Below are 22,514 nucleotides of genomic sequence, written 5' to 3'. Positions count from 1 at the left end.
AAAGTTTCCAAAAAAGGTTGATTATTCATTCAATTGTGGTAACATATAAGTTGGTTCTACTAGATGGTTCAATGAATTGTTTAGGCGAGCTTAGTTACGTTGTCTGTTATCGTTACTCAATCCAACGATAAGGAAGTGCTGAATATGATCAATTTGTACATTGCACCAAGTAGCGCATCCAGCCGGAAAGCACGCGCTTGGCTGAAGGAACATGACATTGCGTTTAGAGAACGGAATATCAAGTCCAAGCCATTGAATGCAGCTGAGGTTAAACAGATCTTACGCTTAACCGAAAACGGTAGTGAAGACATCATCTCTACCCGTTCCAATGTATTCAAGGAACTGCACGTAGATTTAGACAGTCTGTCAGTCAGTCAACTCGTTGATTTGGTTGTGAAGTATCCAGACCTCATCAAGCGGCCGATCATCTTTGATGACAAGCGCCTGGAGGTTGGCTACAACGAAGAAGAAATTCGCCGGTTCTTACCACGTGAAGTCCGGACGGCAGAATTGCACCACCTGGAATCACAATTAAGCTCATAGATCGGATCGATCAGTTCTCGGGGGAGTGCTGGTCGGTTTTTTATTGAAATAATTATAAACGCGAGAAAAAATAGTGCTCACGCCGGATGGATGACCATCGGTGATGAGCACTATTTGTTTATAGTTAGAGATTGTTTAGGCTGGCACAATAAGCTGATTAGTGTCCGTACTTGGTGTCAGCTAGGAAATTGCATCTGTAGTGGCAGTGTCATGACAAGTACTACAGTAGGCGGCAAGCTAACACTGGATGAAGTTACCCGGACACCACAGTATGTGGTTTAATGATTGGCCTTTAAGTAACTTTTAGCCATGTGTGCGTAGCCTAATTGTTCCAACGTATCGACAATCGTGGCCTGGATAGTCCCGGTTGCCACCACGTCAAACCCCGCTAGTTGCGCCACAATCAAGCTCTCGACCCGATGAACGACGGTTGGGTCGTTAGTGAGGTCAGCCAGCGCCGCGTGAATTTTACGCGAATTAAACGGTGTGTGTTTTCCGCTGGGTGTTTCCACGGTCAGACCGGTTGGGTCCATTGTCGCTTGAGATCTTCTGATAACGTCCATCGTCTTAACCCTCCTAGGTTTTACGACTTCTTGGGGAGCTAAATGTGCTGACCGAAAAAAGCCTGTACAACTATGGTACGATGAATTCAGAAAAAATACAACTAGATATGGGGGTAAAATTTGGTTAAATTCTACATATGGTAGCAAAACCACAGAGTGTGGTCCACCAAATTTTCCGTTGGCTGGTAATCATTAAAAATAAGATGAATTGTGCCCAACCACCGTTAGGAAAGAAAACGGTGATTGGGCACAGCTTGTCAGATAGCGAATTTTGAAATGACCTGGTTTTGAGGGCTGGAATCTAAAGGCTGAGAGTAATATCCGTGCTTAACCGCGAAACAACAGTGTTCTGTTTACCAAAAACAATGAAACCAGGAACCTGCTGCAGGAAATCCGATTGACGCCGACCTGACAGAATCACAGATTTCGTCTAGTCTATGGACATTGGTTGTCGATTTAGGGGTTAAACCAGTAGACTATGCAACGACTATCGTAGCCGTGAGTTCGCTAGAGATGAGTTCAGCTGTGGGAGTTCCCTTAGCGGCACGCTTCATGGCGCTTAGGGAACTGACACCTTGAAGACGTGGTTCACCGGCTTCAAGGTGAGGTCCAAGACCGTCCTTTGGCTTGGACCGGCGCCCTCAGCGTTCCAACTCATCTCTAGCGAACGGTAAGGCGGCCAGCTCCCGCCACACGCTGGTAAGGAACTAGTTCCACCCACTAAAGTCGACTAAGAGATGCCCTTCAAGGCTTCCTGGGCGTGAATTTCCTGAGCCAGAATAGCGTTCGTCGGCGCGGGCACCTGGAGTTGGGCACCTAATTTGGCCACGTAGCCGTTTAGAAAATCAATTTCCGTCGGTCGTTGATGCGCCATGTCCTGGTGCATGGACGGGTAGTGACCGCCATTGGTTTCCGGTGAGAATTGCGCGGCAATCAGGTCGGTGACGTCTTGGGCGCTAAAGGCAACGCCCGCGGCCTGGGCGACGGCTTCAAATTCATTGAGGACGGCATCGTTGAGGGTCCGCCAGTTGGGTAGCGCGCCGAATTCACCGATGTTGCAGTCGAACAGGGTGCAGTAGGTGTTGAGCACGCTGTTGAGCCCCGCCTTTTTCCAAATGGCTGCCATCACGTTATCCGCCTGGCTGGCATTGAGCCCGGCAGCGTTTAGCGTGGTCAGTAAACCAGAGAAGTCGGCAAATTCCGTGGGCACTACGGCCTGTAGCGAGATGCTGCCAGTGCCCGTTACCTTGATGTGACCGGGGCCCGGCATGCCGGAGGACCAAACGGTAGTGCCGACCACGATCTGACTCTTCGGCACGTGGCGTTCAATAGTCTCGACGTTACCAATCCCGTTGGCCAGCGTTAAGACCGCGGGGTGGTTGCCCAAGATGCCGCTGATGTCTTGCAACATCTGGTCCATCTGCATCGCTTTGGTAAAGAGGATGACCAGGTCAAACTCCCCGGTCACCGCCTGTGGGGCCACCGCTGTTAGATGGTAAACGTGATCGGTGCCATCATCGGTCGTGACCGTCAGACCCTGTTGATTGATGGCCGCCACGTGGGCCGCCCAGTTGTCGATCAACGTGACTTGGTTCCCGGCTGACTGGAGCTTCACGCCAAAGCGACATCCCATGGCGCCAGCACCTGCAATCGCAATTTTCATGTTCCATTCACTCCTTTAATCGTCGTTAAGTTCAGTGTATCAGTTTTTATGAGAGGTGTGGCAAAAAGAGCAATTGACATTGGCGGAGCACTGGATTAAGATGTAAAACAATTATTTGATGAGAAAATAATGAGAAAATAACTTACATAGGAGTGATGCGTATGGCAAAGGGTGTTAGTGCACAGGATCTATTCAAGTTAAAATCGGTGACGCAGCCGTTAGCAACGGGGCGTCAGGTCGTTTTCGTGGAAAATGGCATCGATGAAGCCGCCAACGATTATCGTGCCCAGCTCAAGCGACTGGACGCGGCCGGCTATGTCCAAACGGTCGCAATCAACGGTAAATTGAACGTCCAACCCGCCGTCGCCGGAGACCAGCTCTTTTACACGGCCACGGTCGGTGACGCCAAGGCGCAGTTGTTCCAGGTCAACGTAACGGGTGGCGAGCCTAAATTGGTGACCACGACCAGTCCCGATGAGGCCGTGAACACGGTGATTGCCGCCGCGGACGGCCGGAGCGTGTTCTTCAAGACGACGGCCACGGCGGAACATCCCAAGTTGCCCAGTCCGCAGAAATTTCCGCAGACCCGCCACGTTGACCGACTGATCAACAAGGCCGATGGCTACGGCTGGTTGCCATTAGACGTCACGTATCGCTTGCGGCGCTACCAACCGGCGACTGGGGTGGTAGACGAGCTGTTCCAGCAGGGCAACGATTTCAGTTTGACCTCGGTCAGCGACGATGGCCAGGCCGTCACCATTTTACAAGACGACCAACCGGATAACGACCGTGACTTTGCCCACGGCGCCTACCGCTTTGACGTGGTGACCCGCCAACTGACCGATCTCACGGCCAGCTTTGCCCACGGCCATTTTGACGACGCCACGCTGTCACCGGACGGCCAACAGGTCGCGCTGATCGGCGATGATGGGGCGTTTGGCCGCCATACTGTGGCCAATTTATATCTGGTCGACCAGGCGGGCCAACACGTGACCAATTTGACGGCCGACCTGCAGGCGGACCTGTCGCCGGAATTTGCCGGGGATTTCGTCCAGCAGGCCGGTGGCAAATTGGTGCGCTGGTTGAGCGCCGATCAGGTCGTCTTTGCGGCGTGCTTCCACGCCCACAGCCAACTCTACGTGGGGGATTCCCAGGGCGTCAAATTGGTGGATGACACGGCGCGACAAATCGTGGACTTCACGGTCGTCGATGCCCAGACGGTGGTGCTGGCCGTTTCCTATCAGGATCAGCCGAGCGCCTTGGTACGCTTGGACTTGACGAGCGGCCAAGAGACCGCACTGTACGACCCCAACGCCGCTTACGAAGATACTCATGAGTTCGCTCATCCGCAGCGCTTCGACTTTCAGGCCGCCGATGGTCAAGCGCTAGAAGGCTGGTATTTACCGGCCCAAACGACGGCTGCTAAACAACCCGTGTTGCTGTACGTGCATGGCGGTCCCCATGCCAATTATGGCGAAACGTTCTTCTATGAATTCCAGGTCCACGCCAGCCGCGGCTTTGGCGTCGTCTTCTTCAATCCACGCGGGTCAACCAGTTACGGTCAAGATTTCGAGAGCCACGTCAACGGCCATTACGGCGAAGACGACTACACGGACGTCATGACCGGTCTAGATACGGCGTTGGCAAAATTCCCGCAGTTAGACGCCGACCGGCAGTACATCGCTGGCGGTTCCTATGGCGGCTTCATGACGACCTGGGCAGTCGGCCACACGCACCGCTTCGCAGCGGCCGTGGCCCAACGCGCTGTGACCAACTGGATCAGCCTGTTTGGGACCAGTGACATTGGCTTTTACTTCAACCCTGAGGAACTAGCCACCGACCTGTTTGACGAGGGTGGCGCGGCGGCCTACTGGCAAGCGTCGCCACTGGCCTATGCACCCCAGGTGACCACACCGATTCGCCTGCTACACGGTGAGTGGGACATGCGTTGTCCCATCAGCCAGTCCGAAGAATTCTTCACCGCGGTCAAACGCGCGGGCGTCGACGCCGATTTGGTCCGCTACCCGCAAAGCTTCCACGGCATCTCCCGTGGCGGCTTACCGAGCTTACGCATTCAACGACTGGACGACATGACGGCCTGGTTCACGGCCCATCCGACGGTGACTAACAACGACCAGGCATAAATGGCGGTAACCAGTTGCCAGTGATTGCTAGGGAGGGCGGTCGCTTCACTAACGTTGTGCTGAAGTGGTTTGCCCCAGTGGTGATGACTGGTCAGGAGTATTCACAAATGAATTGAAATTTTGGAGTCCAGGACGCAATTGTCTGGGCTCCTTTTTCTTGTGCATTTTTGAGTGGTACCGGTTACTATTTTAGGAGAGGAATATCTGAGCTGTGGCCCAGTATTGGATACTCAGACGGGCTACTAGCGGATAGCGAAGCAGGGATGGAGATGATTGGCCTAGGCCTGACGATTGCTGCGGACAATCACAAACCGTAGCCGAGAGTGGAGCGAAATCCAGGTTCAGCCGGGGAATTTGCCAGTGGGGTTTGCTGGCAAATTGGTGTCTTTGAGACGCGGGTTTTCGGCTCAAAGCAAGCCACGAGACCGCTTTTCAGGCTCGGGGCGATCCTCCCCCCAGCGTTCCAACCTGGATTTCGCGCAACGGCAGGCGGCAGCTAACCCAATCGTCCCCCGCCAACCGCCAGGCGTTTGCCAGGTATCCGGAAAATTCACCGCTGTTCCGGCATTGGTTATGTACAGCGCCAGGTGAGAAGTGTATCCTGACTAGTGGTGCTTGACGCATTAGACTAGAAGAGTGAGAGCAAGTTTTATGGATAAAAAAATAATTTCAGGATCGTTTTGGCTCTCATTTGGGAGCATTTTTTCGCGGGTCTTAGGGGTGGTTTACCTGATTCCGTGGTTGGCGATGATTGGGTCGCCGCAACATCAAACCGTGGCGCAGGCGCTGTTTAACACGGCGTATACGCCCTATGCCTTGTTCATTGCGCTGGGAACGGCGGGTTTTCCGTCCGCGATTGCCCGACGCGTGGCGTTCTTTAATGGGGAAGATAGTTTTCAAAATTCGAAACACATTGCCGTGGCCGGATTTGGGTTCATGGTCGCGTCCGGAGTCATCTGTGGCGCGCTGTTGTACGGGTTAGCGCCCGTACTTGCCGCCAACAGTCCCGTGAGTTCGGTGGCCAATGCGACCACGGCGATTCGTTGCCTGGTGCCGGCCATTGTCATTTTGCCATCGATGAGCATCTTGCGGGGCTGGTTCCAGGGCAACGGGGACTTGAAGCCGTTTGGCATTTCGCAGTTGTGGGAACAGTTCATTCGCATCCTGGTGATTCTGGGCGGGACCTACCTGTTGATCGAGGTCTGGCATCAAAGTTACGTGCAGGCCGTCTTCATCAGTGTGGCCGCGGCCTTCGTCGGGGCGGTCGGCAGTTATTTGTACCTGCTGGGGCACCTCTGGCGACAACGCGGCACATACCGCCAGTTAGCGGCCAAAAGCCAAGCGGGTAAACAACACGCTGCGGGACAGTTGCTCAAGATGATTGGTTACGAGTCGATTCCGTTTGTCATCGTGGGGTCGGGGATTACCCTGAGTCAATTAGTGGATCAGTTGTTCTTTAAGCAAATTATGCAGGGGATGCTGCACCAGACGGCGGCCATGACCCAATACGTCTTCACGATTTTCTCCGCCAATCCCAACAAGATTACGACGGTCATCGTGTCATTGGCCATGGCGGTGGCGGAAACGTCGCTACCACTGTTGGCAGGGAAATTGGCCGATATTCAACGCAACCGGCCGCAGATCAGCGCCTTGTTGACGAATAATTTTCAGCTGCTCACGTTCGTGTTGTTGCCGCTGGTCATCTTGGTCAGCGTCTTTGCCTACCCAACCTACGGCATCTTCTTTAACTTTGACGGGGCCGGCGCGACCTACCTGGTAGCCAACGTCTGGCAAAGCCTGGTACTCGGGCTGGCGCTGGACCTGTTGACGGTGCTCCAAGCGCTACGGATGAGCAAAAAGGCCACGACCTACCTGTTGACGGGATTGGGCATTAAAATTGTGCTGCAACTGCCGTTCGTCTACGCGTTCCAAGGATACGGGGCGCTGCTGACGACCGGGATCGCCTTTGGTTGGATCACGTTGGTCAGCTGGCGGCTGATTCGGCGGAGTTATGCGGTCCGGCTGAGCGCAATTGGGCCTATCGCGCGGTTGAATCTAATCTTTGCCGTGGTGGCCACGGTGTTGGTCGACGGCTGTCAATGGGCGTTCGGCCACCTGTTCTTCACCAGCAAGCTTCTCGCCATGGGTTACGTGGGCGTGTTGGGCCTGGTGACGCTGGGCATCTACATTCTCCTGGCCAACCGGCTGGGCGTCGCGCAATTGATTTTCAAACGACCGATCAAGCTGGCTTTGCGCCGGTAGGGTGATTTTGATGAGTGAAATAACGGTTCGAATTTGGTTTAGCCGGATTTGAGCCGTTTTTTATTTTGCAAGTATCGTTAGAGGTGTAAACGATAAATGCGAGCTGAACGACATTCATAAAAACAAGAAATTTGGGGCCGAATTGTTAGATTGGCGATTAATTTTAACTTTTATTTTGTCATTCTTTAAAAGAGAGCATTTAATTGAAAACACTGATGTGACGGCGTTTAAACGAGGCTATACAGATTGATAATCGTTATTTTGACTAACAATACCATCAATAAATTCTGGACAACATAAAAAATTCAGTAACAAAACTAACAAATTAATTATTTGAGCGTTATACTGTAAGTGTGAGGGGTGATTAAGATGTTAAATAAAAGAATGTTACAACGTATTTTGGCCGGCCTTGGTATCCTGTTGGTGTCATTAGCCTTGGGGATATTTGCTGGCAACCAGCAGACTGCACGTGCGGATATACATCACACTGATAATATTAATATGCCGCTGGAGTTTGTGGCACCAGATGGCACGACTCAGGAAGCGGTTACATTGACGCATAATAATATTTCAGTCGCTGATGCCAATAAGACGACGGTGAAGGACTTCATCGACACGGCGGGGTTAAATCCGGCTCTGGCTAAGGGCCATACGATACTTGATATGTACAATATTCTTTTTGAGTACGCTGACCAGCCGGCGCTGAAGGCCCAAGCTGTTAGGGAAATGCAAGCGGTCTTTGCGGATATGGACCAGGCAACTGCAGAGGGCTTGGTTGATCAGGGAATTGCGTCCATTAAATCCTTTAGTGGGTTAGTCTTTGATACGGACCGCATCACCCAAGAGGAAAACGAAACACTCTCTTTGGACCTAGACAATCCGTACACGCAGGGCGCTGATATAACGAGTTACCATACCCAGCAACCCTTTAAAATCTATTTGAAGAAACGCGCAGCGACCACGACCACCACACCTGCCATTACCACGCCCGCTGTCGTCGACCAGTCCAGCCTGACTGCCGATGACACCGCGACCGTAACGGTTGGTGACCCGGTCAATGCGGCGACCTTCAATGCGCACGCGACGACTAGCGACGGCCAGAACAGTCCGGTGACGGTCGATACCGGGAAGGCCGATTTGCAGCAGCCGGGGACTTATACCCTCACCCTCAAGGCGGCCAACGGCAAGACCAAGTCAGTCACCCTGACGGTCCAAGCGGCACCGATTCTGACCGGTGCGGCCGCGGCCACGATCGCTCCCAAGCGTTCCGCCGTCTACGCGCTGAAGACGTTGTACCTGTACCAGCAACCAACCTTTAAGAAGCGCCAACGCATCGTGAAATACCGCAAGACGAAGCGGACCCAACGCCCGATGTTTGTGGTCACCGGTTACGCCAAGTCCAAGGCGGGCTTGCGGCGCTACCGGGTCAGAGACGTCAATCACCACAGCAAGACGGCCGGCAAGACTGGGTACATCACAGCTAGAGCGGCTTTTGTCACCCCAGTTTACTATCACCAAACAGCGAAAAAAATCAAAGTGATCAACCCCTCCGGCGTGAACGTTTACCGGAATCTGAAATTAACGAAGCAAGTGAAACACGTTAAGCACGGCCAGACGTTGAAAGTGACGGCCATCAAGCAATATCATTTGACGACCCGCTTCACGTTAAGTAACGGCCAGTACGTCACGGCCAATAAGAAGTTGGTCATGCGGGTGAAATAGAAAGCATACCAAGCAGCGACGCAGAATCGACCTGATTGTCGAACCGGCGTCGCTGTTTTTGTGTCTAATCAGTTCTAAGCTAAGGGTTGGAGACAGAGATAACGCGTTGGCTTTTGAAATGGCAGGGCGCTGTCGACTAGGATCAGTTAAGCCTGAGCACGTGTCAGCCCATATTGGGTGTGACAGTGGGCGGCCAGTAAAGTCCGATTGACCATCGTTCGTCGAATAGGGGGGGTAGCCTCGAGGCAGTATTTGACGTCGTGTTAGTGGTGATTGGTTTAGGACGTAGTGACTGTGAATTTTTGGTTTAATCTTGACTAACACAATTATCTTGATAATCACGAATTTACCGGAGGCAGCTAGGGTGGAGCTGGCTGTGTCGACCCAGTTAGCTGGCGTCTTTTGCCAGGTTACTGGGTGGGACGACTTGAGAGACTGGCGAACTTAGCCAGGCTTTCAAGCGAACCGGAAGACCGCTCCTCAGGCTGGAGGTGTTCCCCAGAGCAGGCGGAACCCTAGCTGACGTAGGGGCCTGGGTTGCCAATTTTAAGAGTGAGAACACTGTTTTTCAAGGCTTTTTTAAACCAAAAATCCCCCGTCGCGACCAACGACGGGGGAGACAGTTATTTCATTTATGAAGTGTGGAACTGTGGGTGAGACTTAATTATTCAACATTACCTACGCGGGCGTAACCCACTGCGTGCCACCATGGGGCGTGAACGGCTTCCGTCACAACACCACGGTTTTGAGAATCGATCATCCGACCGTTACCAACGTACAGCCCAACGTGAGAGATAGACCGCTTGGAACCACCGAAGAAGACCAAATCACCCTTCTTGATGTTCTTGTAGCTAACGTGCTTGTACTTGTTGTATTGTGCTTGAGCGGTCCGGGGAATCTTCTTGGAAGCCCCTTTCTTGTAGACGTAGCTGGTAAAACCAGAGCAGTCGAAGCGGGAAGGACCAGTTGCGCCCCAACCGTAAGGCTTCCCTAATTGGGCCTTGGCAACCTTGTGGATCTTGTCGTAAGACATGGTAGCGGCACTGGCATCAGTTGGTTGCGTGATGGCAAAGCCGGCAATGGCAAAGGCCACAGTGGCCATCAAAGTTAAAATAATATCAGTCAACGTCTTCTTCATAAATGTAAACAAACTCCCTTTTTTTCAATTAGTTTTTAGTAGTGATGATTTCGTCTTGCGTTTCAACATGACTAATACTATCAGGGAGTTGTTACAGAAATGTCTCAAAGAAATATCAATCGGATTAAAGGTAATCTTAAGCTTTGCAACATTTGACCTCAGTCAGCAGGATAGGCGTGCGGAAAATGCCGGTGGGCCGCCATTTCAGGGGTCAAGGTGATTTGTTGCAAATGGTGGGTCGTGCGCGGAATGAAGTGGTAGGTGAGGCGGTCTAAATCAATCACGCCGCGGTAATGGGTGTAATTGTGGTTGCCTTCGTGCCGCCGCGTCGGGTCGTAGGGCAACTGGACCTCTGCTAACCAGCGAAAAAGTTGGGTCACGGCCGCATCGCTGGTCGGTGCCAGTGGGGTGCCCCAGCGCCGCACCGCCGTGTGGACGAAGCGACGGGTAGGGACGGGACCGGCCGGCAGGGACGCGCCACTAGCGATGTAGGCTTGAGCGGCACGCTGCGTGGCGGCGGTAAAGGTGGCGCCGGGAACCTGGAGGAAATCGTTGAGGTTTTGCAGGTGGGCGGCTAAGACTGGCGTGTTGGTCAAGACTCCCGCGGCGTTGACCTGGGCCGTCAGGGGGCCGCCGGTGGGTTCGATCACGAGCGTTTGTCCCTGCCGGTCACTTAAAATCCAGTGGAAGGGGTAGACATAGCGGTCGGCCCCCCATTTGCGGCCTACCAAGGTAACGTGAGGCAGGTCGGCCACGACTTCGGCGAGGGTGGCGTGTTCACCCAGAACCCAGTTGATGAAGTCTTGCGGGGTCAAGTTGACGCGGCCGGCTACCGGGTCATCGACGTAATCCACGGCGCCGGGCAAATAGAGTTCGGCACACGTGATACCGGTTTCATTTACGCCGTCAGCCATGAGGTAGGCGCTGAAATCACTGGCGATCCGACCACCGCCCAGCAGTGCGTATTGTGTCGTCCGCGAATCCCCCAGTGCCGTGCGCCAGCGGTAATGACGCGGCAGAAAGACGGGGCGCCAGGGCGTGGTCGTCGGAAAATCCATCGTCCGGGCAAAAAAGTGGTGGCCTGATACGGCTGTATAGGTTAGACTAGTACACACGAGGGTTTCCTCCTTTGAAAACTAAAATGGGGTAATTAACGTTGCAGAATATCCATTTAAGTATACCATTATGGTGGGAACCGGTTCAGTGGGTCCGTCCCGGTGAATCATCAGCGAAAATAAGTACCATAATTAAGAGAATTATTTTTGGAAGGGAACTGGGAAAATGAAATCGACATGGAACTTGGTCGGGATGGCACTTTGGTTGCTGGTCCTGGTAACGCTGGTCTGGATGGTCCACGACATGCGCGTGCGCCGCATCCGATTGATCGTGAAAGAACACCACAGTTTTTCGTGGCGGAACTTGACCATTTCAACGATTGAGCTAGTGGTTTGGCTGTTATTCTTCGGGGGCATGAGCTACACGACGTTCTTCCAAAACGTCAACCAGCTGGGCGACCGGGTCACCCAAACGACGCGCTACGAGCCGCTGGTCATCAATACCGGCGATGGCAACGGGTCGGCGTACTATGTGACCGTCAACAACAGCACGGGCAAGAAGCCGGTTCAGACCTATACATACCTGACCGAAGGGGAAAAATACCAGGTCAGCAGTACGGACGCCACGGTATCGGCGGGTAAGAAGGCCATCAACTTGCCGGCGTCGGCCTACAAGTGGGACACCAAGAAGGTCGCCAAGTACGATCAACGCCACCAACGCGCTTGGGTCGGCGTCATCGAAACGACCTACAAGAAGTCGTTCGTCAACGGCATCGGCTTGCACGCCGGCCGCTTGGCCAACCGTTTCACGCTGATTCGCATTCCGGATCACTCATTCATGCAAAACAACTAAAAAATCGCCTGGTACGCACAAACTGATTGCGCACCAGGCGATTTTTAGTTGTCAATAATACTGTCCGTGAGTCCGCCTACCGTTCGCTAGAGAGACGTTGGCACGCTGAGGGCGGCCGGGTCGAGCCAAGAGACGGTCTCGACGCCTCGCTTTGAGCCGGAAGCCCGTTTCACAGGCTGGAGGCGTTCCTCACAGCAGGTGGAATGCGCGTGCCGTTACCGGAGACAGTTGGCACGGTCAGGCGCCAATCCCAGACTAGAAGTCGTTGGGGTCCGCGGCGGCGGGCTCGTAGTCGTCCATCTGGGTGTCGCGGTAATCCCACCACTCGTTTTCGTAGCCGAAGAAGCCGGCCGCCTCCATAGCCTGGTTCAGGATTTGGTAGTGCTTCTCCTGGATGGCCGTGCGGGGGTGGTCGCGGTGAGCGGCGGTCGTGAAGTCGTCAAACGGCGTCTGCATTTCCAGTTCGTTGCCGTCGCTGTCGCACAGGGTCACGTCAAAGGTCACGCCCTTTTGGTGAGAAAAATTGGGGTTGGGTTTGGCCACGAACGACGGATCCGGGTAGACTTCGTAGAGTTTTTCTTGGGCGGGTACGGGACGATAGGCGTCCCACACTTTGAGCCGGTAGCCTTGTTCGCGCAACAAGGCGCTGGCTTGGGCGAGTTTTTTCGCCGTGCCAGTCCGCGCGATGGCGGTCGTGAAATCATAGATCACGTGATGGGTAAAGTTGTCAGTGGTGGCATAGCGCAGGTCGACTAAGATGCTGGGGTCCAGCGCTTGAACGTTGGTAAAGCCAGTTTCGAGTTGTGACATGGGGCACCTCCGAAGTGTATTGCACAATCGGCTAAAAAGCGCGATTGCACCTTACTTCTAGTATACCGGGTTTGTTTTAGGAAAGCTTGTGAAGTGCCTCGGCAAAGTGCGGGTCAAATTTGTCCCAGAAAAAACGACCAGCCGCGCTAGGCGGTCAGTCGTTAGTCGGGAAACACGAAAGTCACTCAGCTCTCGCAAATCCCATTTTACTCGTATCATGGTCTTTCTCTAAGTTAATTCTCGCGGTTGGTTAGGCGACCGTCCAATCACCGTGCGTGTTCCAGCCGGTCTTGGGCGTAAATGCCGATGTCGGCCACGTGAACGGTACCGGCGTGTTGCTTGCCCACTGTCGTTAAGAGGCCAATCTTGTTGTAGGCCATGGTCGTGGTGGAGTCCGCCACCACGGCGACCCCGAGCACGTCGCCGGTGTCCGCGTTGATGCCAGAAGGTACGTCGATGGCGACGGTCTTGGCATCGGCCGCGTTAATGGCATTGATGGCGTCCGCAAATTTGCCGGTGACCGCCCGCGACAGGCCCACGCCGAAGATGGCGTCGACAATCACGGTCGCGTTGACGATGTGGTTGAGGTCGCTGGTGATGGGGATGTTGTAGTAGTTGGCAATCTTGAGCTGTTGCGTCGTTTGCGGCGTGGCTTTGGCCGGATCACCCAGCAGATAAATTTCAACGTCGATGCCGCGAATCTTCAGAAGCCGCGCGACCGCAATCCCGTCGCCACCATTGTTCCCGGTTGCGGCGACGACCACTACGCGGGTCAGGTCGAAATCATCATTTAAAATATTGTTGAAGGTGGCCAGTGCCGCCCGTTCCATGAGCACCAGCGCCGGGATGCCAATCACGTCAATCGTGTGGGCGTCGTAGCGTTGGGCTTCGGCAATCGTAATGGCTTTACTCATACAAATCCCTCCTCGTGAAAAATCGGGCTAGTGACTCTCCGTTTGGTCACGCAAAACGCGTGAGGACAGCAGCTGCAGTTGCGCGGTAATACCGGCGTAGTCGAAGTCGGCATCGGTGGGCGTGACCTGTTGCCACCAGTCGTGTAACACGGTAATGGCCTGTTTCACCAGCGCTTGACCATCGGTGGTGAGCGTCAGTCGGCGATTGCGCCGATCATCCGGGTCCGTTTCCTTTTGTAACAATTTCAGGTCGACCAGGTGATGCACCATGCGGGCCATCAAGCCCTCGTCGACCGCCATGGTCCAAGCGGCCTTGCGTTGATTGAGTTGGCTGGTTTCGGAGACCAGCACTAGCAGGTAAAATTCTGTGATGTTGATGGGCATTTCGTCGGCTTCCAGAATTTGGTTCATTGCCCGCTGAAATTGCCGGTGGAGGATGGCCAAATTCGTGGTAAAGTCCAGTATCGAGTCTTCCATGAGTCGCCCCACCTCCTAAAGTCATAGTCGTTTACATACCCCTAGTTTACACCAGATTTGTGAGAAGGATAACGCTTTGCCTCTATTCTTTACCGGAACGTGCTAGAATAGCAATAAAACTAATTATGGGAGGTACCATGATGTTTATTCAAGTACCAACGGATATGGATGAGGTGCAGCTGCGCCAGTTACAGTTAAAGCAACACGGTGAAGACGTGACGGAGGACGCCATCATTCGCCAGGCCGTGCTGGACATTTTCCAAAATGTCTTGGACCAAATCGAAGACGGCCACTACGATACGGCGACCTGGGCGGGGGAACAGCTGACGGTCACCGACATCAACGGCGAACAGACTGCCACGGTAGCGCCTCAGGGCGACACGTTTATCGCCGATTTCCGGCAAAATGCGGACGCCACGGAAGATTATTTGGAGCAACAGGCCATCAAGGCGTCGGGTGCACGGTAAGTGAAATTATTTGGTCATCGAACTAATATTGCGCTAAAATAAAGGCGTTGGGCGCCCTTAGTGTAATGGATAGCACATGAGATTTCGGTCCTCATGATCCGAGTTCGACTCTCGGGGGGCGCATGAATTGGATAGTGTTGGGAATGAGGTGCCGGTTGATGGGCACCTTTTCTTTTGGGATGACAGATAGTCAAAAAATCCAGCGGTGCACCGAATTAAGGTGGCCGCTGGATTTTTGAGTTGAACTTATTTTACTAATTTGACCGCATGCGTCGTGTAGACCACGTGCCAGCCCGTTGGTAAGCCGGTGACGTGAGTGAACTTTCCTTGGTGATGCCGGAAAGTCAGTAGTTTAGCACCATTCTTCAGTTGGCCACCAGTTAGCTTTAATGTGCCGGCTAATTTGGCCGTCTTCTTAATGGTTAAGTGGGCATTCTTGGCCAGGGTCAATTGACCGCTCTTAGCCTGTTGGTAGCGGCCCTTGACGGTGACTTTTTGCGCGCACAACTGGAGCTGACCGCGATTGATTTGAACGTTGCCCTTACCAGCGGCCGTTGCCGAGGCCAATTGCAGGGTTCCCCCCGTGACGGTCGCGCCACCAGCGTAAGTGTTGTCGCCGCTCAATTGGAGTGCGCCACTACCGGCTTTGATCAAAGCCCCTTTACCGGAGATATCGTTACGCCAATTGTCTTGGGCATTGAAGCCACCCTTGGCAGCGTTCATCTTGACCGTTACGGCATCGTTGAATTTTCCATAACCACTGGCGGCGGAGAAAAGGTCTAAGCGGCCCCAACCTTCGGCGTCATCCATCAACGGATAGCCAGAAGGCATTCCCGTCGTAAAGAGAACATCACGACGTTGCGTGTCAGTCAGGTAAGGCAGTCGGGTAGCCAGCAAGGCTTCGGCCCCCTTGGGTACGTGCATATCAACGTTAGGGTTGCCGATTTGCTTGAAGCCGTAAGTCATGCGGTAACGGTAGTCTTCCCGGTTCTTTTGGTAATCGGCAAAGTCATCGTGGACCGCTGAATCCTTGCTCCCTAGTAAGGCGTCGGAATGCGCGGCATCGTAGGCTTGCTTCATCATTTGTTGGTTGCTGGGGTTGTTCAAGGCCGAGGCAACGACGGCGGTACCGGCCATTCGTCCGCCCATGACGGCAAGCGGGGAGTGGCGGCCGGCAATGACGCGGTCGAGGCCGATTTCCGAGGAACGTGTGAGGAGTTCTTGGAATCTTTCAGGGAAGGCATAGGCTAGCGACAGGCCGTCCTCGAAGCCGGTGGTGGTGTGGCCGCTGGCAAAGTCAAAATCAGTGGCGGGTGCTGCGGCCATAATCTTTGACAGGGCGGGCAACGGTTTAACCTCGTTGCTCCAACGATAAGGCCGTTTGTAGCGAACGATACTCTTGACGATCCCGGTGTTGGAGTAGGCCGTGTAGGAGTTGTGGTTCATGAAAGCTACAATGGGGCCTAGCTTTGAGTATTCATCGGCCCAATTAACGTGGGCGTGCTTTTGGTTGACCGGTTCGGGTGTACTGGGCATGGTGTGGTAAGGCGTTTGGGCGCTTGCGTTTTTGATGAATGCGGGTGCATAGGGACCGAGGGCGTTGATAACGCTGTATCGGAGGTCACGACGGTCGGTTAAGTAGGAACGTTCTTCTTCTGCTGGGGTACGCGTCTGCGTGATTTGGGCTGATTTGTCAATGTTTTCTTTCATTAACGCTTTGTTCAGATTTTTGCCATCGGCATAGTAGTTGGAAAATTCGGCGAGCATGCCAATCATGGGATTGTTGGCCGCCGTCTTGTAGGTCGAGACGTTTTGTTTATATGTATCCATAAAGTAGCCGTAAATTGCTCGTTGCGGCGCTAATTGTGCGGCCGTACTGGCGTGGGCCACGTTGGTTGCCAGGGGGAGGGTGACGGCGACCAGTGAGATAATGGCCGCGGCGCGTTTGGTCCAAGGACGTTGTCTGATTTTCATGGAAATTTTCCGCCTTTCACATTGAGAGGTATGATTTTCATTTCGTGTTGCAGATACCATCATACCTGACTTGCGGCGTGATATGGGCGGCTTAACCAAACCTGTACGTGAACGATACAAAATCGATACATACCATTAAATATATTTATAACTGATTATTGTTGGATTAATAATGACTTGTTTTTATAGATTTATAAATAAAGTTAGTCACTACGGTTAAACGACCTCAGTCAAAAAAATTGAAAAATCAGACGCACAACGCCAACAAATTTTTCCGAGCGACAAATGGTGACACCCCCACACGGTATACTGAATTTATTCAAGCGGAAATGGCAGTTACGAGCTGACAGCCGGGCCGTTTCGGCAACGATTTAGGAGGGTGACGATGAAGAGTCAAGAGCGTGTGATCAATATCTTACTTAAACTAATCAATGGTGAAAAAATTGCAATTGATGCGGCCACCACGGACCATTACCAGGTCACGGAACGGACGCTACAACGCGACATCAAGGTGATTCGCGACGCAGTCAATGTAAGCGAGGCGGATTACCAGATGCAGCACGATACCACGACCGGTAGCTATCATCTGGCCAAGGGTAGTACGCTGGCGACCGAAGAAGTCCTGGCGCTGCTCAAGATGGTGATTGGCACGCGCTCGTTGACGACAACGGAGCTGCTGCGGGTCAAGGACCATTTGGTGGCACTGGTCACGGCCGACGATCAGCCGTTGGTGGAAAAACTGATCGATCAGACCTTGAAGGACTACACGCCGTTGTTTTCCAACGGTGACCGCGAGATTTTGCCACGGTTGCGGAGTTTTTCCAAATGGATTGCGCACCAAACGCCGATTGCCTTCAGTTACCGCAGTAGCGTGCCCAATCGGCAGGGCGAAACGATTGCCCAGTCCGGCGCCGGGATTCCGTTGAGTGTGTACTTTGCTGATTTCTACTTTTACGTGGTGATGTATCTGCCGGACCGCGACAAGAGCCTGAACTATCGCTTAGATCGCTTTGAGGAGGCCCACGTGGCCCAGGATAGCGGCATGACAGCGCCGAATGCCCAACGGTTGGCGACTGGTTCCTTGACGCACTTGCTGACCGGGACGACGGATACGCCGTACGAATTCCGGTACTGGGGCTACCCGCAAACGGCGCTGGATCAGTTGCCCAACGCGCGCATCACCAGCTGGGAAGATGACGGTAGCGTCATCATCAAGGGCGACCATCTGGCTTCACGGGGAACCTTGTTGTGGGTCATGAGCCAGGGCGCCCAGATTCAGGTCAAGGCACCCCAGAAGCTGGCCTTGGCGGTGAAACGCGAGCTGGTGAAGGCGTTGCGGTATTATTAAAGCTGAGTCTCTTGGCATTTGCCAGGAGGCTTTTTATGTGGTTGCGACAAAGTAATCGTGTTTTGGGGATGAATCTTTTATAATGAAAATATAAACCTGATAACAAGTAGAAAGGTCGCGTCAGCCATGGATTATCACCAATTGAAAATCGGTAAACATGGGTTACCCACGTGGGATGCATTAGGTCCTAGCGTGTTAGCCTTAGTCGCTACCAAGCCGGAATGGCATGGGAGAAAATTAAATGAAGCGGTGGCGGATGATTTGCAGCTACCAGCGGATTTACGCCAACTCACCTACCCCAACCAGCAAAATATTATTGAGAATCGCGCAGGCTGGGCTGTTAGCGAAATGACGACTGCCGGGATATTACGGCGGACGCGACGTGGTTACTATGCCATTTCCAAGCTAGGCCAACAGATTGCGCAGTCTGGTGTGCCGGTAACACGTGAACTCATGCATCAACAACCGCTGTACATCCAGCATGAGCGCGACCTGGCAGAACGGCGTCAGCGTAAGCAAGACACGGTTGTGCCGGAAACAGACGATGAGGCGGCAACAATTGACCAATTGACCCAACAGGTGAACGCCTACAATGACGAAGTAGCAACTAACTTGTTGCAGCGGATTCGTGAGGCAGAACCTGCCTTCTTTGAAAATTTAGTGGTCAAATTGCTGAGCGCCATGGGGTATAAGGGGCCAAATGGCTCGTCGTGGGTCACGCAGTTGAGTAATGATGGTGGCATTGACGGCGTTATTAATCAAGATGCCTTGGGGACCAGTACGGTCTACGTACAAGCGAAACGCTACGAAGAGGCCAATACAGTCCAACGCCCCGCCATCGATTCTTTCTATGGCGCGCTGTCGCGATACCATGCCGATCGTGGTGTGTTCATTACCACTTCTAGTTTCTCTGCTAAGGCGATTGAGACGGCGAAGAGCTTTTCTATTGTGTTAGTTGATGGCATTCAGCTGACGGAGCTGATGTTGCAGTACCACGTCGGCGTTCAGGTGAAGCAACAATTAGAAATATTTGAGATTGATCAAGACTTCTTTGAAGATTAAAAATGGCACCGGCCAACCGCCAGTGTCATCAAGAAACGTTAGGGACTGAACACAATGTTCGGTCTCTTTTATTTAGGGACAGTAAGTTTATGGATAAAGTCAACGATTGCGCTGGTCTGAACGCCCTGGGCGTCGTGGCCCCAGAGGCTGACCAACGTGCCAGTCGTGGTGACGCGGGGTTCGTAGGTCCGGTCCTGGTTTTGGCCGGCGGCGTTGATTTCATTGAAAAAGTACGGGCGGTACGCATCACGCAGGTAGTCGATGAAATACTGGTCGTTGGCCGCGTTGCCGATGAACTGCAGCTGGTAATAAGTCGCGTAGCTGTTGGCATTGACGATGGTCCGTTTGGCATTCAGAAGGTCGCTCACGGAAACGCGCTTGGTGCGGCGATTGGTGAGCGCCTTGGTCGTGGCACGGTTGCCAGATTGCGACCAATAGTTGACCACGATGTTGCGGTTGAGCTTTTTGAGCTGGCTTTTGAGCAACGAGTCGTTCCAGACGATGGTCGTGTAGCCGCGTTTATTCTGAAATTGATTAAGTTGGTTGATAAATGTGGTCAGCTGCCGATACATGTTGTCCGTACCCGGTACTTCGTCGGCGCCCAACAGTAGGGCCCGTTGGGGTTGGTTTTTAAAACTGGCGTCGAGTTCCTGATAGAGCTTTTTGACCAGCGTGACGGTGGCCTTGTGGGTGTAGTCCAAGGACTGACTGTCTAGCTTGACGCGCCGGTAGTCTTTCGGATGGGTCTTCTTCAGTTGCCGCAATAACGCCCCGGTGTGGGCGGGTACGTCTAGCGCCGGAACCAACTGAACATGACGCGCGCTGGCGAATTTCACCAAGCGCTTGAGGGCCGCGGGCGACAGGACGGTTTTAGTCGCCTTATTTTTGAGGTATTTGGATTGAAAACTCAGGTGCTCGTTGTCGCTCAGGTGTAAAACGACGTAATGGAATTTTTGATCCGCCGCGGCCTGAATGACCCGCTGGAGGTCTGGTTCCGACAGCGGATGGCGCCCAAGGTCGATCAACAGCCCCTGCCGATTGGCAAAGGCACTGGGATTAGCGGCAGCCTGGGCTTGCGTCGGTCGAGCGAAGACCAACAGAACGCTGAGCACCGCCATCAGCCAGATTCCGAAACGTAATTTGTTGTGCATGGTGAACCCCCTCCAAAAGCGAATTTGATTGATGAGATTAGCATAGCTTTTTTGGGTACGCCAGGTCAACGAGATAGCTTGCCCGCGGTCAGATTTCGAGGGGATGGCTTGGAATTTTGACCGGGGTGGTGGAAATGACTTGTCAGGGGGGTGGTTGGGTTGAATAATGGGAAGCTGAACGCAAAGCAAAAGCTATTCTCAAACCGATCCCGCCAATGGTATAATTTGACCAACTAATCAAACTGACAGGGGGACGCGCAACATGGCTGATTTAGACTATTCGCAAGTGATTCAGGAATTACGGGACTTTCGGCATCAACGGGGTTGGGAGAAGTACCATACGTTACCGGCCTTGGCCCGAGCGTTGTCAGTGGAAGTGGCAGAGGTCAACGAGTTATTTCTCTGGCAAGATAGCCGGCAGTTCTTCAGTGACCAGCAAATCGCTGACCTGAAGCTGGAGCTAGGGGATGTCCTGACCTACGCGTATTACATGTGTGACCAGCTCGGCGTCACGCCCAACGAGCTGGTCCAACAGAAACACGATATCAACGTGCATCGCCATTGGAAATTTGACCAAGACTAGAGGTGGCAGTATGGCAAAGGTGGAAAGACCTGAAGTTCAAAAAGTTGATTTTGACGGACGGGTATCGACTGAGATTAAAAAGAAGGTCTCGGGTCAGCGGGTCGAGCTGTTGCTGGAATACCCGACAGTCTACATCGTTTACGACAAGCAAAAAGCACACGACTATCAAGTTTACGTGGGGGAGACCAACGATATTGTGCAGCGGACCTGGCAACATCTGGAAATCGACCCAGCGACGCGTCAGGATTGGAAATATCTAGCGGAAAGTCCAAATTCGCAGCTAGTCGTCATCGGCCATCCCCATTTCAATAAATCACTGACCATGGATATCGAAAACAGCATGATGCTGTACATGTCAGGGGTGCCCAGCGTTAAGCGCCTAAATAATCGGCGAGAAAACCAGCAAAATAAGTACTACACTGCTAACGAAAAGAACGCCATCTTCTCGGTTATTTGGCGGAAGCTGCATGATTACGACGCCGACTTATTTCCGATTGAAGCCATCGTCCGGGATTCGGCGCTGTTCAAAGCCTCGCCGTTTCATAGCCTGACGCGCGAACAGGACCATGCGCGTGAAAAAATCCTGCGCAAGATTCAGGCGGCCTTCAAAGCAACACAGGGCCACCAGCTGATTTTAGTGGAAGGCGAGGCGGGGTCCGGCAAGACGGTTCTACTGAGTTCGCTGTTCTATCAGCTCTGGCAGCTGGGGCAAGACCAGAATTACACGGCCTATCATGCCGCACAAAATTACCTACTGGTCAATCACGATGAGCAGGTCAAGGTTTACCAAAATATTGCGGAGAAACTCGGCATCCCGGTCACCCATGTCAGCAAGCCCACGACCTTCATCAATGATCCTAAAAATACCCAAGTCGATGTGGTCTTAGTCGACGAGGCCCATCTCTTATGGACACAAGGTAAGCAATCTTATCGTGGTAAGAATCAGTGGGACGACATTTTATCGCGAGCTAAGGTGGTCGTGGCGGTCTTTGACAAGCGCCAGATTCTCAGTCGGGAAGGCTATATTTCGGCCGACCAGGTGCAGCGATTGGAGCGTCGCGCGGACCAGCAGGGCGGTCTTATCACCCTCAAACATCAATTACGCATGAACGCTAATCAGGCGACGCAGGACTGGTTGATCCATTTTGTACAAGATGGCGTCGTGGGTTCCGTGCCCGCTGACGAGAACTACGATTTGCAGGTGTTCACGGATCCCGTAGCCATGTATGACGCCATTCGAACCAAGGCTCAGGACCAAACACACGGCTTGTCACGGATGCTGGCGACCTTTGATTGGCCGTACTCATCTACGAATAAGCAGATCGATTACGTGACGGTCGGTAAGTTGAAATTGCCGTGGAACAAACAACTCAAAGCGCCCAAGGGTCAGCCGCGGTGGACCAAGCATTTGGCCTGGGCGGAACAGGAACAGACGCTGGGCGAAGTTGGGTCAACGTTTACGATTCAAGGCTTCGACCTGAACTACAGTGGCGTCATCATTGGGCCATCCGTGAAGTATCGCGACGGCCACGTGGTGTTTGATCCGAGTGCCAGTCAAAATAGCAAAGTGACTAAGAAACGCACGGTGCAGGATGTCAACGGCCAGCAGCAAAAAATCTCCGTGGCCGACCAACTCTTGCCCCATGAGTTGAACGTCTTACTCACGCGGGGCGTCAATGGCTTGTATATTTATGCCGTCGATGAAGCTTTGCAGGCCGCGTTACTGGCTGCTCAGGCACAACGCTAGCTGTTACGCCCCAGTTTTAATAACTGTCGGATTCCCCC

General features: G+C 53.1%; 19 protein-coding genes and 1 tRNA gene. 11 read left to right on the top strand and 9 right to left on the bottom strand.

Translation table 11 applies throughout. The features are described 5' to 3' along the window. The first annotated feature begins 144 nt into the window (after positions 1-144). The gene (gene spx, locus EGT51_RS02100; protein WP_125575502.1) at positions 145-543 is read left to right on the top strand and encodes a transcriptional regulator Spx; all 399 of its coding nucleotides are present in this window, start codon (positions 145-147) and stop codon (positions 541-543) included. 278 nt (positions 544-821) lie between these two features. Here spx and EGT51_RS02095 read toward each other — a convergent pair whose 3' ends face one another. Together EGT51_RS02095 and EGT51_RS02090 are read right to left on the bottom strand one after the other, a co-directional pair. Further along, positions 822-1,106 (bottom strand): ATP cone domain-containing protein, encoded by a 285-nt coding sequence (locus EGT51_RS02095; RefSeq protein ID WP_135367153.1) that lies wholly within the window; start codon positions 1,104-1,106, stop codon positions 822-824. 730 nt (positions 1,107-1,836) lie between these two features. Next, positions 1,837-2,769, bottom strand: a complete 933-nt coding sequence (locus EGT51_RS02090; RefSeq protein WP_135367152.1) for a ketopantoate reductase family protein — start codon at positions 2,767-2,769, stop codon at positions 1,837-1,839. 161 nt (positions 2,770-2,930) lie between these two features. Between EGT51_RS02090 and EGT51_RS02085 the strand changes: the two genes are divergently transcribed. The 3 genes from EGT51_RS02085 to EGT51_RS02075 all read left to right on the top strand — a co-directional run bounded on the left by EGT51_RS02085 (position 2,931) and on the right by EGT51_RS02075 (position 8,897). Then, a complete protein-coding gene (locus tag EGT51_RS02085; RefSeq protein WP_135367151.1) occupies positions 2,931-4,913 on the top strand; it encodes a S9 family peptidase in 1,983 nt (660 codons plus the stop codon). 651 nt (positions 4,914-5,564) lie between these two features. Beyond that, positions 5,565-7,175: a putative polysaccharide biosynthesis protein gene (locus tag EGT51_RS02080; RefSeq protein ID WP_135367150.1), complete on the top strand. Its 1,611-nt coding sequence runs from the start codon at positions 5,565-5,567 to the stop codon at positions 7,173-7,175. A 369-nt stretch (positions 7,176-7,544) separates the two neighbouring features. Beyond that, positions 7,545-8,897, top strand: a complete 1,353-nt coding sequence (locus EGT51_RS02075) for a DUF5776 domain-containing protein (RefSeq protein WP_135367149.1) — start codon at positions 7,545-7,547, stop codon at positions 8,895-8,897. Positions 8,898-9,561: 664 nt separating this feature from the next. On the opposite strand, the gene EGT51_RS02070 is transcribed toward EGT51_RS02075, so the two are convergent. Both EGT51_RS02070 and EGT51_RS02065 read right to left on the bottom strand, forming a co-directional pair. After that, entirely contained in the window at positions 9,562-10,035 is a 474-nt protein-coding gene (locus EGT51_RS02070; RefSeq protein ID WP_125575497.1) for a C40 family peptidase, read from the bottom strand. Positions 10,036-10,193: 158 nt separating this feature from the next. Continuing rightward, positions 10,194-11,150, bottom strand: a complete 957-nt coding sequence (locus EGT51_RS02065) for a linear amide C-N hydrolase (RefSeq protein ID WP_135367148.1) — start codon at positions 11,148-11,150, stop codon at positions 10,194-10,196. A 166-nt stretch (positions 11,151-11,316) separates the two neighbouring features. On the opposite strand from EGT51_RS02065, the gene EGT51_RS02060 reads away from it, so the two are divergent. Continuing rightward, a complete protein-coding gene (locus EGT51_RS02060; protein WP_135367147.1) occupies positions 11,317-11,943 on the top strand; it encodes an LVIS_2131 family protein in 627 nt (208 codons plus the stop codon). A gap of 255 nt (positions 11,944-12,198) precedes the next feature. Here EGT51_RS02060 and EGT51_RS02055 read toward each other — a convergent pair whose 3' ends face one another. The 3 genes from EGT51_RS02055 to EGT51_RS02045 form a co-directional block, all read right to left on the bottom strand. After that, positions 12,199-12,753, bottom strand: a complete 555-nt coding sequence (locus tag EGT51_RS02055; RefSeq protein ID WP_135367146.1) for a M15 family metallopeptidase — start codon at positions 12,751-12,753, stop codon at positions 12,199-12,201. Between the two features lie 266 nt (positions 12,754-13,019). Beyond that, a complete protein-coding gene (locus tag EGT51_RS02050) occupies positions 13,020-13,667 on the bottom strand; it encodes an NAD(P)H-hydrate epimerase (protein ID WP_135367145.1) in 648 nt (215 codons plus the stop codon). Between the two features lie 27 nt (positions 13,668-13,694). Continuing rightward, on the bottom strand, positions 13,695-14,144 hold the full coding sequence (locus EGT51_RS02045; RefSeq protein WP_135367144.1) for a MarR family winged helix-turn-helix transcriptional regulator: 450 nt from the start codon (positions 14,142-14,144) through the stop codon (positions 13,695-13,697). A 140-nt stretch (positions 14,145-14,284) separates the two neighbouring features. Between EGT51_RS02045 and EGT51_RS02040 the strand changes: the two genes are divergently transcribed. Together EGT51_RS02040 and EGT51_RS02035 are read left to right on the top strand one after the other, a co-directional pair. Next, entirely contained in the window at positions 14,285-14,611 is a 327-nt protein-coding gene (locus tag EGT51_RS02040; RefSeq protein ID WP_135367143.1) for a hypothetical protein, read from the top strand. A 51-nt stretch (positions 14,612-14,662) separates the two neighbouring features. Continuing rightward, positions 14,663-14,734, top strand: a tRNA-Arg gene (locus EGT51_RS02035). A gap of 123 nt (positions 14,735-14,857) precedes the next feature. Here the strand turns inward: EGT51_RS02035 and EGT51_RS13140 are convergent. Then, positions 14,858-16,585: a phosphatase PAP2 family protein gene (locus tag EGT51_RS13140; protein WP_135367142.1), complete on the bottom strand. Its 1,728-nt coding sequence runs from the start codon at positions 16,583-16,585 to the stop codon at positions 14,858-14,860. Between the two features lie 385 nt (positions 16,586-16,970). On the opposite strand from EGT51_RS13140, the gene EGT51_RS02025 reads away from it, so the two are divergent. Both EGT51_RS02025 and EGT51_RS02020 read left to right on the top strand, forming a co-directional pair. Continuing rightward, positions 16,971-17,933 carry a helix-turn-helix transcriptional regulator gene (locus EGT51_RS02025; RefSeq protein ID WP_135367141.1) on the top strand — a complete coding sequence of 321 codons (963 nt, stop codon included), beginning with the start codon at positions 16,971-16,973 and terminating at the stop codon, positions 17,931-17,933. A gap of 126 nt (positions 17,934-18,059) precedes the next feature. Further along, positions 18,060-18,995: a restriction endonuclease gene (locus EGT51_RS02020; RefSeq protein WP_135367140.1), complete on the top strand. Its 936-nt coding sequence runs from the start codon at positions 18,060-18,062 to the stop codon at positions 18,993-18,995. A gap of 68 nt (positions 18,996-19,063) precedes the next feature. Here EGT51_RS02020 and EGT51_RS02015 read toward each other — a convergent pair whose 3' ends face one another. Beyond that, complete coding sequence (locus EGT51_RS02015) at positions 19,064-20,146, bottom strand: family 20 glycosylhydrolase (RefSeq protein WP_135367139.1); 1,083 nt, start codon at positions 20,144-20,146, stop codon at positions 19,064-19,066. Positions 20,147-20,408: 262 nt separating this feature from the next. Here EGT51_RS02015 and EGT51_RS02010 point away from each other — a divergent pair, with 262 nt between their 5' ends. Next, positions 20,409-20,729 (top strand): nucleotide pyrophosphohydrolase, encoded by a 321-nt coding sequence (locus EGT51_RS02010; RefSeq protein ID WP_135367138.1) that lies wholly within the window; start codon positions 20,409-20,411, stop codon positions 20,727-20,729. 10 nt (positions 20,730-20,739) lie between these two features. Then, positions 20,740-22,476 (top strand): DUF2075 domain-containing protein, encoded by a 1,737-nt coding sequence (locus tag EGT51_RS02005; protein WP_135367137.1) that lies wholly within the window; start codon positions 20,740-20,742, stop codon positions 22,474-22,476. The last annotated feature ends 38 nt before the right edge of the window (positions 22,477-22,514 follow it).

The sequence above is a fragment of the Levilactobacillus suantsaiihabitans genome (assembly GCF_004745505.1).
Classification (GTDB): Bacteria; Bacillota; Bacilli; order Lactobacillales; family Lactobacillaceae; genus Levilactobacillus; species Levilactobacillus suantsaiihabitans.
This window is presented reverse-complemented; position numbering and strand designations above follow the sequence as displayed.

Bases quoted from the DNA above. Each gene is read 5' to 3' on its own strand.
- spx (WP_125575502.1), top strand. From the start codon at position 145: ATGATCAATTTGTACATTGCACCAAGTAGCGCATCCAGCCGGAAAGCA.
- EGT51_RS02095 (WP_135367153.1), bottom strand. From the start codon at position 1,106: ATGGACGTTATCAGAAGATCTCAAGCGACAATGGACCCAACCGGTCTG.
- EGT51_RS02090 (WP_135367152.1), bottom strand. From the start codon at position 2,769: ATGAAAATTGCGATTGCAGGTGCTGGCGCCATGGGATGTCGCTTTGGC.
- EGT51_RS02085 (WP_135367151.1), top strand. From the start codon at position 2,931: ATGGCAAAGGGTGTTAGTGCACAGGATCTATTCAAGTTAAAATCGGTG.
- EGT51_RS02080 (WP_135367150.1), top strand. From the start codon at position 5,565: ATGGATAAAAAAATAATTTCAGGATCGTTTTGGCTCTCATTTGGGAGC.
- EGT51_RS02075 (WP_135367149.1), top strand. From the start codon at position 7,545: ATGTTAAATAAAAGAATGTTACAACGTATTTTGGCCGGCCTTGGTATC.
- EGT51_RS02070 (WP_125575497.1), bottom strand. From the start codon at position 10,035: ATGAAGAAGACGTTGACTGATATTATTTTAACTTTGATGGCCACTGTG.
- EGT51_RS02060 (WP_135367147.1), top strand. From the start codon at position 11,317: ATGAAATCGACATGGAACTTGGTCGGGATGGCACTTTGGTTGCTGGTC.
- EGT51_RS02055 (WP_135367146.1), bottom strand. From the start codon at position 12,753: ATGTCACAACTCGAAACTGGCTTTACCAACGTTCAAGCGCTGGACCCC.
- EGT51_RS02050 (WP_135367145.1), bottom strand. From the start codon at position 13,667: ATGAGTAAAGCCATTACGATTGCCGAAGCCCAACGCTACGACGCCCAC.
- EGT51_RS02045 (WP_135367144.1), bottom strand. From the start codon at position 14,144: ATGGAAGACTCGATACTGGACTTTACCACGAATTTGGCCATCCTCCAC.
- EGT51_RS02040 (WP_135367143.1), top strand. From the start codon at position 14,285: ATGTTTATTCAAGTACCAACGGATATGGATGAGGTGCAGCTGCGCCAG.
- EGT51_RS13140 (WP_135367142.1), bottom strand. From the start codon at position 16,585: ATGAAAATCAGACAACGTCCTTGGACCAAACGCGCCGCGGCCATTATC.
- EGT51_RS02025 (WP_135367141.1), top strand. From the start codon at position 16,971: ATGAAGAGTCAAGAGCGTGTGATCAATATCTTACTTAAACTAATCAAT.
- EGT51_RS02020 (WP_135367140.1), top strand. From the start codon at position 18,060: ATGGATTATCACCAATTGAAAATCGGTAAACATGGGTTACCCACGTGG.
- EGT51_RS02015 (WP_135367139.1), bottom strand. From the start codon at position 20,146: ATGCACAACAAATTACGTTTCGGAATCTGGCTGATGGCGGTGCTCAGC.
- EGT51_RS02010 (WP_135367138.1), top strand. From the start codon at position 20,409: ATGGCTGATTTAGACTATTCGCAAGTGATTCAGGAATTACGGGACTTT.
- EGT51_RS02005 (WP_135367137.1), top strand. From the start codon at position 20,740: ATGGCAAAGGTGGAAAGACCTGAAGTTCAAAAAGTTGATTTTGACGGA.